Origin of the sequence: Streptomyces sp. NPDC046805 (assembly GCF_040645355.1) — a bacterium.
GTDB lineage: Bacteria > Actinomycetota > Actinomycetes > Streptomycetales > Streptomycetaceae > Streptomyces.
The window spans coordinates 1-12,167 of record NZ_JBEYYC010000045.1 but is presented as its reverse complement, the minus strand read 5'-3'; the positions used below and the strand labels follow the sequence as shown (position 1 = coordinate 12,167).

Sequence of the window (12,167 nt, the reverse complement as noted above, 5' to 3'; positions counted from 1 at the left end):
GCCTCCTGATGCCAGGCTGAGGGGATGCGCTTCAGCCGTACCGGCGCAGGTCGTGGAAGAAGTCGTCGATGAGGCGGAGCTGCCCCGCCCGGGCTACTTCGTCGTAGACGTACTTACCGACGGCGAGGTCGAGGACGCCGAGTCCGAACGGCGAGAAGATCAGCGGCCGGTCGGTCGGCAGGGTGAGCCGGCCGGTCATGACGTCGTCGAGGGTGCCGTCCAGGAAGTCGCGGTCGCCGGTGAGCTGTTCGGCCAGATGGGGGGAGGTGTCGGCCTTCAGGCAGTGCTCGACGTCGTCGACGATGTTGGCCGAGCCGAGCAGGATCCGCGGGGCGAGGTCGCGCAGGGACACGTGCAGGACCAGCGGGTTGTGTCCGAACCACGCCGGGTCGGTGACATGGGGTTCGCCGGCGACGGTGGCGAAGACCACCAGGTCGCTGGAGCGGATCAGTTCCTCGGCGCTGTCGTGGACGGTGATCCGTCCCCGGGCGCCGGACTGCTTCAGGTAGCCGGAGAACCCGGCGGTGCTGTCGGCGGACACGTCGTACACGCCGATCGCGTCGAACGTCCAGCCGGTGCCGGCCAGGAACGTGTGGATGTAGCGGGCGATCAGACCCGTGCCGAAGAAGCCGATGCGGGCGGGGCGCGTCCGGTCGCGGCTGAGCCAGTCGGCCGCCAGCGCGGCGGAGGCCGCGGTCCTGGTCGCGCTGATGATGGAGCTTTCCAGGCAGGCGAAGGGATAGCCCGTGTCGTGGTCGTTGAGGATGAGCACGGCGGAGGCCCGCGGCAGGCCGGAGGTCACGTTGGCCGGGAAGCTGGAGATCCACTTCAGGCCGTCCACGTGGTCCGACCCGCCGATGGAGGCCGGTAGCGCGATGATGCGTGCCGTCGGACGGTCGGGGAAGCGCAGGAAGTACGACGCGGGGTTGACCGAGTCTCCGGCACCGTGCAGCCGGTAGGTGGCCTCGACCAGCCTGACGATCTGTTCCTCGTGCCCGCTGAGGGCGTCCTGCACCTGCGCGCCGGAGATCACCGCGAAGGTGGGCGCCGGTGCGGCGTGTGACGTGGCCCGCTCGGTGGCGGGTGACAAGAGGTCGCTCATCGGTGACTTGCCTCCGGGGGCGGGCAGGAGTCGGCCAGGGTGCGCGGCTCGGCCATGGCGACCAGCACCTCGCGCTCTCCGGCGTAGGCCTCTCTGCTGTGTGCGGTACGGATGTTGTCGACGAGCATCAGGTCGCCGGCCTGCCAGGGCTCGCGCCGGGTGTGCTCCTCGTAGGTGGTGTTGAGCAGCTGGACGACGTCCTCGCCGATCTCGGAGCCGTCGCCGAAGCGGGTGTTGAAGGGGAGTCCGTCCTGGCCGTACTCGTCGACCAGGTATTCGCGCACCTCGGGGGCGAGCGTCCACTCGTTGAGGAACGCGATCTGGTTGAACCAGCAGCGCCGGCCGGTCACCGGGTGCCGTACCACGGCGGCGCGGCGCTGCCGTGTGCGCAGGGAGCCGTCGGGCTGCCAGGTGAAGTCGATGGCGTTGTCGCGGCAGTAGCGCTCGATGGCGGCGCGGTCGTCGGTGCCGAACGACTCCGTCAGGGACGCCCCGATCTCGTCGTTGTAGCTGCGGGTCAGCAGCCATCCCTCGCGCTCGAACCGTTCGCCGAGCTCTGCGGGCAGCGCCTGCAGCACCTGTTCCGCGTCGGCCACCGCGGTGGCGCCGCCCTGACCGGGCGCGGTCAGGCAGGCGAAGAGCATCAGGCCGGGAACCTCCAGCGTGTAGCTCAGTTCGTGGTGCATGCACATGGGCTGGTTGGCCGGCCAGGTGGCGGACGAGTACAGCCCGGGGCCGTACGACTCGCGGGGGGCGAACGCCTCCCTCTCCGTCATCAGGCCGTCGGACAGCGCCGCGAAGACGGCACCGGCCTGTTGCACGTTCCGCAGTTCCAGGCCGCGCACGAGCAGCGCACCGTGCTCGGTGACCTGGGCGCGCAGGGCCTCGCGGTACTTCTCCGCCCAACTCGCCGCGTCACCGGGGGAGTCGACGCGCAGGACCGGGGGACGGTCGGGTCGCAGCTCCACGTCGAGCGGTGGCACCAGGGGTGAGGACGACATCTCGGTTTCCTTTCGGTTGCTCGGCCGAAGGCTTCGGAGGGTTCGGGAGCTTCGGCACGCTCAGGAGGACGCCAGGGGTTCGGTGGCCCCCAGGACCCCGAGCACGGCGCGTGCGGCCTCGGCCGGACGGGTGCGCAGGAAGTAGTGGCCACCGTCGGCGAGTTCGTGCAGGTCCACCTGCTCGGCCAGCAGCTGCCAGTCGCGGTGGCGATCGGCATAGCCGGGTGTGTGAGGGTCGTCGGCGGCGGCGACCACCGTGACCGGCGCGGACAGCTTCACCGTCGGCGGGGTGAGCAGGGCGTCGCGGAAGTAGCGGTGTGCGCAGACGCAGTCGTGCCGGTAGGCGGCGCCGATGTGCTCGGCGTGCTGCGCGTTCAGTTCCGCGAGTTCGGTGTAGCCGCTGTCCGCGGTCAGCCGGGCGGCGATCTCGGCGTCGCTCGGGCGGGTCAGCTCGGTGAGGGCGGTGTCCCGGTCGGCGGCAGTGCCGAGCAGTTGGGCGGCGAGGAACACCCGCGGGACGTTCACACCGGCCTCCCGCAGCTTTCCGGCCGTCGCGACGGCCAACGCGGCGCCGGAGGAGTGGCCCCACAGCATGACCCTGGTCAGGCGCCGCGCGACGATCTCGGCGACGACCTGCTCCACCACCGCCTCGATCGGCGCGAACGGCTCCTGCCGTGCGGCGAGATCGTGTCCGGGCAGGTCCACGGCGAAGACCGCGGTCCCGCTGCCCGCCAACGCACCGGCCATCGGCTGGTAGTTGACGGCGTTGCCGCCCGCGTAGGGGAAGCACACCAGGGCGCACTCCGCCCCGGCGCCCGCGTCCGACAGGGGCTGGAGCAGCTCGGAGCGCTGCGGCGCGCTGCCGTCCAGGAGCGCGGCCAGGTCGGCGAGGACCGGGTGCCGGGTGATGTCCTTGAGGGACACGGCGCGGTCCAGAGCGATGGTGAGTTTCACCGCCGTCAGGGAGGTCCCGCCGGAGTCGAAGAAGTGGTCCTGGCGTCCGATCTGGTGCTCGGGCACGCCCAGCAGTTCGGCCCAGGCGGCCGCCATCTTCCGCTCGGTCGGGCTGAGCGGGGAGCGGTCGTGTGCACCGGCCGCGTCGGCCGCCGTGAGCCCCGTGGCCTCGGCGAGTTGGTCCGGCTGCTCGGCCAGCGCGGTCAGGGCCTTGGTGTCGGTCTTGCCGTTGGCGGTCAGCGGCAGGCTCTCCTGCCAGTGGAAGGCCGAGGGGACCATGTAGGCGGGCAGGACGGCGCCCAGCGCCTCGCGCAGCCGGGGCGCGTCCTGGCGCCGGCCTGTGTAGAAGGCGATCAAATGCTTGCTGTCGCCTGCGCGTTCGGCGATGACGACCGCGGCCTCTTGAACCCCCTCCTGCCGCAGCAGGGTGTTCTCGATCTCGCCGATCTCGATCCGGAATCCGCGGATCTTGACCTGGTTGTCGCGGCGGCCGAGGAACTCCAGCTTGCCGCCGGGGTTCCAGCGCCCCCAGTCGCCTCCCAGGTAGAGCCGCTCTCCGGGCCGGTAGGGGTCTTCGCGGTACGCCTCACGGGTGCGCTCGGGATCGTTGACGTACCCGCGCCCGACGCAGACCCCGGAGAACGCGATCAGCCCGGGCGCGCCCAGCGGCACCAGGGACAGGTGCTCGTCGACGACGTAGACGCGCACGTTGTTGACCGCGCGGCCGAGGAGCACGCGCTCGGGCACCGCGTCCATGACCTCGTGGTTGGTGTCGTCCGACGTCTCGGTCAGGCCGTAAGCATTGACCAGCTTGATGCCGGGCTGGATCGCGAACCAGCGCTGGACCAGCTCGCGTTTGAGCGCCTCGCCGGTCACCGACACGCACCGCAGGTCCGGCAGCACACGGGGATGCTTCTCCAGGTACGAGACCACGACCTCGAGATAGGAGGGCACGACCTGGACGACGCCGGCGCGGCCGCGGACGAGCGTGTCGACGAAACGCTCCACGTCCACGATCACGTCCTGCCCGATCAGCAGCGTGCGCCCGCCGACCAGCAGCCCGGACACCAGCTGCCACAGCGAGATGTCGAAGCACTGCGGGGCCGTCTGCGCCACCACGCGGCCCTCGGTGATGCCCAAGTCGTCGATCTTGGCGTAGAGATGGTTGAGCATGCCCGCGTGCTCGCACATCGCGCCCTTGGGCTCGCCGGTGGAACCGGAGGTGAAGTAGATGTAGGCCAGCTGGTCGGCGGCGACCTTCACCCCGACGTCGCTGTCGCCGTGCCGCTCGGCGTACGCCGTCTCGATCGGCAGCTTCTCGACGTCGGGCAGGGTGGCCAGCGCCTCGTCGAGGGTGCCGGTGCTGCCGGACTCGGTCAGCACCAGCCGGCAACCGGCCCGCGACAACGTTGCTGTGATGCGGCCCGCCGGGAAGTGCGGCTCGATCGGCAGGTAGACACCGCCTGCCTTGAACACCGCGAGCGTCGCGGCCAGCCAGTCGAGACCCCGTTCGGTGACGACCGCGACCACGTCCTCGCGGCCCAGCCCGCGCTCCAGCAGGGCGCGTGCCAACCGGTTGGCGCGCGCGTTGAGTTCGCGGTACGTCCACGCCTGCTCGCCGTGCACCGCCGCGACCGCGTCCGGGTGCTGCCGTACGCGCTGCTCGAACAGCTCGTGCGGCCGCCCTTCCGGCAGCACCCGGCGGGGCCCTGCCAGTCCTTCGAGCTGCTCGCGCACCTCGTCGTCCGACAGCAGGGTCTGCCGTGTGTGGTCGGCGTCCGCGTCGTCGGTCATGAGCCGCAGCGCGGCCAGGTGATAGCCGCCGACGCACGCCGCGTACTCGGCGTCCAGCACCTGCCGGCGGTAGTGCAGCCGCATCACCAGCCGCCCGCCCTCGTCGGCCCAGCCCACGCCGAGCGCGGCGTCGTCCTCCAGCCCGCTCTCGGCCCCCGCCGGGTCGAACACGATCTCGTACGACGGTCCCGCCGCCCCGAGCTCCCGGCGCAGCTCGTCGACCGGGCCCTCCCGGTGCGCCAGCAACTCCGTCTCGACGCGCTGGGCTTCGGACACCAGCGCGCGCCAGGGGCCCGGTACGACGGCGAGCCGGCACGGCAGGGGGCCGCTCCGTGCCCCGGCGACGTAGCCCGTCACCACCTCGCGCTCACCGGACAGCGCGGCCAGCACCTTGGCGTGCGCCGCCAGCAGCACCGCGCTCAGCGGGGCGCCCAGCTCCCACGCCAGATGGCGCGCCGCCTCGGCCACGTCGTCCGGCACCGCCGCCTCGTACTCGGCCACTCTGGGCAGTCCGGCCGCCTTCGCCACCGGCTCCCGAACCCACCGTGGCACCGCGGTGAAACCGCCGGCGGTCAGCATGCGGCCCCAGAACTCCCGGTCCGTTTCCACAGGTGCTCCCATCGAATGGCCTTCCTCAACCCAGCGTCGCCGCGGCGCCGTCGGGTGCGGAGGTCGCTGTTGCCGTTGCCATGCCCGCACCGATGCCGAAGGGCTGGTCGGAGGGATCGGGCAGGTCCGCGGCGGGGTTACCGCCCCACCGTGCGTGCGGGGGGACTTCCTCGCCCTTCATGAGGAAGGAATCGGTCGCCAGGACGGCGCGGTCCCCCATCGTCACTCCGTAGTGCACATGGGCTCCGACGCCGAGCGTGCAGCCGGTACCGAGCGTGCTGGCGTCGGACTTGAAGGTGCCGTCCTCCTGCGAGTGGCACTGGATCTTGCTGCCGGCGTTGAGGGTGCACTCGTCGCCGATGGTGGTGAGGGTCCGCTCGGTCAGATAGCAGCCGTCGTCGAACACCCGCTTGCCGATGCGGACGCCCAGCAGCCGCCAGATGACGTTCTTGAAGGGGGTTCCGTTGAAGATGTTCAGGTACTCGTCCGGAACCTTCCACAGGCGCTCGTGCAGCCAGAACCGGCGGTCGTAGATGGAGTACAACTGGGGCCGCAGCGCACGGAACATCATGACGGAGCGCTCCACGAGGACGTGGTAGAGGGCGGTGAACGCGAGCGTGATGGCCAGGTATCCGGCGATCACCACGTGTCCGAGCACGCCGTACAGGTCGACGGAGGCGAGCGCGAGCACCGTGAGCACGAAGGTGTGCAGCCACCGCGCGAACAGCAGGACGGCCATCGAGCGGAGGTTGTAGCGGTTCTTCGCGGCGAGCCGGCGGCGCAGTGTCTCTCCGCTCCGCAGCTCGTCGAAGCGTGTGTCGCGCTCCACCGACCGCGGAATCTCGAAGCAGGGTGAGCCGAGGAGGCCGACGCCTTCGCGTACCTCGCCGTCGAGCGGCACCATCACCTTCGTCGCGAGCAGGCAGTTGTCACCGGTCCTGCCGCCCACGGGGTAAGCGATGTTGTTGCCGAGGAAGTTGTGCGGGCCGATCGACACCCGGGACACCCTGAACGACGTACTGGAATAGTCCGCGTTGAGGAGGGAGAGCCCGTCGGCGACCATCGTTCCGCTGCCGACCGTGACCAGGTACGGGTTCTCGTGCTGCACCTCGGTGCCGAAGTTGGACCCGGTCTGCTCGACGCGGGACAGGTCGTATCCGAGACCGCGCAGGTAGTAGACGATGTAGGAGCTGTCGCCGAAGAGCCAGGCGAAGAACTTGATGTTCGTCATGCGGGCCGTCGCCCGGTGCAGCGCGTACTGGAAGCCGTAGAGCGGATAGACCTTGTCCGGCTTGACGGCCAGGTTCATCAGCCGCGGAACGGTGTACAGCACGATCAGGCCGCCGACGACGAAGCCGAAGAAGAGCACGAGGGACAGGGGCAGCGCGTCGGCGACGATCGCCCCCGACGTGAGTCCGTCGGTGTCGGGGCCCAGCCGGTCACCGATCGCCGGTACCGCGGTGAACACGATGTACAGTCCGCCGACGGCCAGCGGGATGTAGAGGAAGAACAGCTGGAGCAGGGCGCCCAGTGCGAACCAGGCCCGGCGTGCGGTGCCGCACCGCGTGGGTGGGACCCGCACGTAGTCGGTCTGCGTGGGCTCCGCCGGGCACCCGTGCCAGCGCTCGCCGTCCGGGACGGTCTGGCCGCGGTACAGGGCCGAGGAGTGGCCGAGTTGTGCGCCGTCGCCCATCCAGGTGTCGATGTCAAGGACGGTCTTCTCACCGACGAACGCGTCGCGGCCGAACGTGATCCGGCCGGTCTGGATGCGCCCCGCGTGCGCGCGGTAGCAGAGGAAGAACGCGTCCTTGCGGACCACCGCTCCGGGTCCGATCGTGAGCAGGTCGGTGCAGACCGGGACGGTGTGGGAGAGGATCGTGACTCCCTTGCCGATCCGCGCGCCGAGGGCCCGCAGGTAGAGCACGTACAGCGGGTTGCCGATGAACAGGACCATCGGATTGGCGTGGAGCAGTACCTTGACGAGCCAGAAGCGCAGATAGGCCAGGCTCCAGACGGGGAACTCGCACGGCTTCCAGCGGCCTATGAGCAGCCATTTGGCGACGACCGGGAACGTGCACAGAACGACGAAGCCGCCGCCCCCGAAGACAATCGACCGCAGATAGACGTCGACCACGCCCGATCCGTCGGCGATCCATTCGTAGCCCCGGGCGGTGCAGAACCCCGTGGCGAACGAGTACGCCAGGAACAGCAGCACCTGGAAGGTCCCGCAGAGCACGTAGTTCAGCCTGCTCGTCGGCGTCACCGGTGCCGGCTCCGTCGTCCGCGGGGGCGAAGACGTCGCGAGGGGTGCGGCGGCGGGAGCGGGCTGCGCAGCGACGAGCGCGGCGGCCAGGCTTCGGATCGTCGGGTGACGGTAGATGTCCTTCATGGACGCGGACGGCAGGTCCGGCCGTTTCCTGAGCCGTGCGCAGAACTGCGCCATGACCAGGGAGTTGGCACCGAGGTCGTCGAAGAAGTGGCCGTCGACGGGGACCTTCTCGACTTCGGTGACCTCGGCCAGTACGGCGGCGAGTTGTCCCTCGGTGTCGGTTCCCGTCGGGCCGGAGCCGGAGCCGGAGTCGACGTCGGCGTCGGCGCACCTGTCGATGACGGTGTCGTCCGGCCCGGACATGACGTCCGGCCGGGATATGTGGACCTCGGACGGGTGCTCCACCGTTCGACCTCCTGGAGAACGTTTCGAAAACCACTGGCCGCAGAGGGCCGGCGCGATGTCCTCGTGCTCCGAAAAGCGGTCCGATCGGGTCTTCGGATGCCACGAGACCGTGCACTCTTCCCTGATCACGAACCGCGGACTTCAGTTTCGGCCGACCCCCCTCGGGCTGCCACTCCGAATCGATCACGCTGCGCGACAGCCGTGCCTGACGGCCCGGTCTACCTTGGCTCCCTCTCGGTCGGCCTCCCGCCGCAGATCACCCGGTTGGCGGCCCGCTCCGGCAGGCCCGGGGACACCGGACGGCGGTTCCCGCGCGTCGGTCGACGGGTGCTCCCCGGACACGCGACGATCTCCTTGCGCTCGCCTCGCGACAGCCGCATGATCGCCTTGCGAGGGCCAGACTTGAATGATTCGCTTTCTTATATCGTTCTCGTGTAGAGGGGAGTAGGTTCGGCCTCATGACGGCAGCCCAGACTCCGACCACCGCCGAGGAGCTGCGCGGTGCCGGCCTGCGGGTCACGGCCGCTCGTGTAGCGCTGCTCGAAACCGTACGGGAAGGTGATCACCTCGGTGTCGAGGCGATCGCCTCGGGTGTGCGCGCTCGCGTCGGCCACATCTCCCTCCAGGCCGTGTACGAGGCTCTCCACGCACTCACCGCGGCCGGGCTCATCCGTCGTATCGAACCGGCCGGCAGCCCGGCCCGGTTCGAGGGACGGGTGGGCGACAACCATCACCACGTCGTGTGCCGATCCTGCGGTGTCGTGCTCGACGTCGACTGCGCGGTCGGTGAGGCACCCTGCCTGACCGCGTCCGAGGACCACGGCTTCGCGATCGACGAAGCCGAGGTCACCTACTGGGGCGTCTGCCCCGACTGCTCCACCCCTCGCACCACCTCAGCACCGTGATCTGCCCCGTTCGGAAGGATTCCCATGTCTGAGAACCAAGAGGCAAGCGCCGTGAACGAGAAGACGGCGGAAGGAGGCGGCTGCCCCGTCCTGCACGGGAGCACCCCCTATCCGACACAGGGCGACCAGAACCAGCAGTGGTGGCCGCATCGGCTCAACCTGAAGATCCTCGCCCAGAACCCCCCGGTGGCCAACCCGTTCGGCGCGGACTTCGACTACGCCGAGGCGTTCAACACCCTCGACTTCCCGGGGGTGAAGCGGGACATCGCGGAGGTGCTGACGACCTCGAAGGACTGGTGGCCGGCCGACTTCGGCCATTACGGTCCACTGATCATCCGGATGGCCTGGCACAGCTCGGGCACGTACCGGATCGGCGACGGCCGCGGCGGTGGCGACACGGGCCAGCAGCGCTTCGCCCCGCTGAACAGCTGGCCGGACAACGCCAACCTCGACAAGGCCCGCCGCGTGCTGTGGCCGGTCAAGAAGAAGTACGGCAAGGCCCTGTCCTGGGCCGACCTCATGATCCTCGCCGGCAATGTCGCCCTGGAGACGATGGGCTTCAGGACCTTCGGCTACGGCGGCGGCCGGGTGGACGCCTGGGAGACCGACGCCGACGTGTACTGGGGCCCGGAGAGCACCTGGCTCGGCGACGAGCGCTACACCGGTGACCGGCACCTGGAGGAGCCCCTCGCCGCCGTCCAGATGGGTCTGATCTACGTCAACCCCGAGGGGCCGAACGGCAACCCGGACCCGCTCGCCGCGGCCCGGGACATCCGTGAGACGTTCCACCGGATGGCGATGAACGACGAGGAGACCGTCGCCCTGATCGCGGGCGGCCACACCTTCGGCAAGACCCACGGCGCGGCCCCCGAGAGCTACGTCGGCCCGGCGCCCGAGGCCGCCCCGCTCGACGAGCAGGGACTCGGCTGGAAGAACTCCTACGGCACCGGCGACGGCGACGACGCCATCACCAGCGGCCTCGAGGGCATCTGGAACTCCACCCCGGTGACCTGGGACATGGGCTTCTTCAAGACCCTCTTCGGCTACGAGTGGGAGCTGTTCAAGAGCCCCGCGGGCGCCTACCAGTGGCGGCCCAAGGACGGCGCCGGGGCGGGCACCGTTCCTGACCCGCACGACCCGTCGAAGCGGCACGCCCCGGTGATGCTGACGACCGACCTCTCGCTCCGGTTCGACCCGGTCTACGAGCCGATCTCGCGGCACTTCCTGGAGCACCCCGACGAGTTCGCGGACGCGTTCGCCCGAGCGTGGTTCAAGCTGACCCACCGCGACATGGGCCCGATCGTGCGCTACCTCGGCCCGGAGGTCCCGTCCGAGCCGCTGCCGTGGCAGGACCCCCTCCCGCCGAGGAACTTCGAGCTCATCGACGCCGCGGACGCCGCCACCCTCAAGGAGCGGATCCTCGCCTCGGGCCTGTCGGTGTCCCGGCTCGTGTACACCGCGTGGGCGTCGGCCTCCACCTTCCGCGGCAGCGACAAGCGCGGCGGCGCGAACGGTGCGCGCATCAGTCTCGCCCCGCAGCGTGAGTGGAAGGTCAACGAGCCCGACGAGCTGGCGTCGGTGCTGCGCACTCTGGAAGGCATCCAGCAGGACTTCAACGCCGCCCAGACCGGCAACAAGCGCGTCTCGCTCGCCGACCTGATCGTGCTCGGCGGCGCCGCGGCCATCGAGCGGGCGGCGAAGGACGGCGGCTTCGAGATCGAGGTCCCGTTCACGCCCGGTCGTGTGGACGCGACGCAGGAGGACACCGACGTCGAGTCGTTCGAGCCGCTCGAACCGCACGCCGACGGCTTCCGCAACTATGTCGGCAAGGGCACCCGGCTGCCGGCCGAGTACATGCTGCTCGACCGGTCGAACCTGCTGACCCTGAGCGCCCCCGAGATGACGGTCCTGGTCGGTGGCCTGCGTGTCCTGGGCGCGAACTACCAGGGGTCGCAGCTGGGCGTCTTCACGGAGACTCCCGGGGTGCTGAACAACGAGTTCTTCGTCAACCTGCTCGACATGGGCACGACGTGGGCGCCGACCTCCGAGGACGCGCACACCTTCGAGGGCCGGGACGCCGCCACGGGCAAGCCCCGGTGGGTCGGCAGCCGTGTCGACCTCGTGTTCGGCTCGAACTCCGAGCTGCGCGCGGTCGCGGAGGTCTACGGGAGCGACGACGCGAAGGAGAAGTTCGTGCACGACTTCGTGGCCGCCTGGGACAAGGTGATGAACCTGGACCGGTTCGACCTCGCCTGATCATGTCCTCATGACGTCCAGGCCGGCCCCCGCCGGTCTGGACGTCTTCGACCCCAGGAATTCGACCCAGGAATTTCGACCGGGAATTCGCCCCAGAAATATGAGGGCGCCCCGGCGTCACAGCCCCAGCGAGATGGCGAGCCGGGTGAGTTCCGCGGTGCTGGTGATGTTGAGTTTCGCGCGGATACGGCGCAGATAGGCGTCGACCGTATGCCGGGACAGTCCCATGTGGCGTGCCGTCTGCAGATAGGTGCGGCCTGCCGCGATGTGCCGGAGGGCCTCCCGCTCGCGCGGGGCCAGCGCAGGTGCGGCGGCTGCGGCGGCCGGCGTGGGGGGGGTGAAGCTCATGGGATGTCCTCCGGCAGAACGTGACCGATAACTCCGGTTTGTCCGTTATCGAAAAGTCTGGCCCGCCAGCGTCATGACGCTGTACGCCGACTGTCACAGGCGCGTCACGAGCCCCGCCGGATTGGTGCTCCGTGCCGCCCAGGATCATGCTTGTCAGTAGAGCTCTGGCCGTAAAGGCCTCGTCGGGACCGCGGAAAGACGAACGAGCAAGGGCGAGATGAGCGGCGATGGAGCGACCTCCCACCCCTCCCGGTGAGCCGACCTCAACGGGCACGGCCACGGCGACCATCAGCGAGCAGGGAATCGTCACCGGGTGGAGCGAAGGTGCCCGACGGCTGCTCGGCTACGCCCCCTCGGAGATCGTCGGGCGCCCCGCGGCCGCGCTGCTCGCGGATGACGTCGGCGACGTGCACGAGACGGTCCGCCGGGCCACGGTGCCGGGCCGGGCGGCACGCGGCGGGTGGGGTGCGGGGGGCCGCCCGGACGGGCGCCCGCGGGCCTGGGGGGTGGACCCGGCACAGCGC

8 protein-coding genes are annotated in these 12,167 nt (G+C 70.1%); 3 read left to right on the top strand and 5 right to left on the bottom strand.

Annotated features, from left to right (window positions below; translation table 11 throughout):
* Positions 1–31 precede the first annotated feature (31 nt).
* From sbnB to ABZ910_RS33200, 4 genes are read right to left on the bottom strand one after another with little or no spacing between them, the layout of a single operon-like run.
* The gene (gene sbnB / locus ABZ910_RS33215) at positions 32–1,102 is read right to left on the bottom strand and encodes a 2,3-diaminopropionate biosynthesis protein SbnB (RefSeq protein WP_361372601.1); all 1,071 of its coding nucleotides are present in this window, start codon (positions 1,100–1,102) and stop codon (positions 32–34) included.
* Entirely contained in the window at positions 1,099–2,103 is a 1,005-nt protein-coding gene (locus ABZ910_RS33210; RefSeq protein WP_361372599.1) for a TauD/TfdA family dioxygenase, read from the bottom strand. Before ABZ910_RS33210 ends, sbnB begins: the two co-directional genes overlap by 4 nt.
* A 60-nt stretch (positions 2,104–2,163) precedes the next feature.
* Complete coding sequence (locus ABZ910_RS33205; protein WP_361372597.1) at positions 2,164–5,472, bottom strand: amino acid adenylation domain-containing protein; 3,309 nt, start codon at positions 5,470–5,472, stop codon at positions 2,164–2,166.
* A 13-nt stretch (positions 5,473–5,485) separates the two neighbouring features.
* The gene (locus ABZ910_RS33200; RefSeq protein ID WP_361372669.1) at positions 5,486–8,092 is read right to left on the bottom strand and encodes a Pls/PosA family non-ribosomal peptide synthetase; all 2,607 of its coding nucleotides are present in this window, start codon (positions 8,090–8,092) and stop codon (positions 5,486–5,488) included.
* Between the two features lie 500 nt (positions 8,093–8,592).
* Between ABZ910_RS33200 and ABZ910_RS33195 the strand changes: the two genes are divergently transcribed.
* Both ABZ910_RS33195 and katG read left to right on the top strand, forming a co-directional pair.
* On the top strand, positions 8,593–9,039 hold the full coding sequence (locus ABZ910_RS33195; protein ID WP_361372595.1) for a Fur family transcriptional regulator: 447 nt from the start codon (positions 8,593–8,595) through the stop codon (positions 9,037–9,039).
* Between the two features lie 24 nt (positions 9,040–9,063).
* A complete protein-coding gene (gene katG / locus ABZ910_RS33190) occupies positions 9,064–11,295 on the top strand; it encodes a catalase/peroxidase HPI (protein WP_361372593.1) in 2,232 nt (743 codons plus the stop codon).
* 117 nt (positions 11,296–11,412) lie between these two features.
* On the opposite strand, the gene ABZ910_RS33185 is transcribed toward katG, so the two are convergent.
* Positions 11,413–11,643 (bottom strand): helix-turn-helix transcriptional regulator, encoded by a 231-nt coding sequence (locus ABZ910_RS33185; RefSeq protein WP_361372591.1) that lies wholly within the window; start codon positions 11,641–11,643, stop codon positions 11,413–11,415.
* A 227-nt stretch (positions 11,644–11,870) separates the two neighbouring features.
* Between ABZ910_RS33185 and ABZ910_RS33180 the strand changes: the two genes are divergently transcribed.
* A partial coding sequence (locus ABZ910_RS33180; RefSeq protein WP_361372589.1) for a PAS domain-containing protein occupies positions 11,871–12,167 on the top strand: 297 nt, incomplete at its 3' end.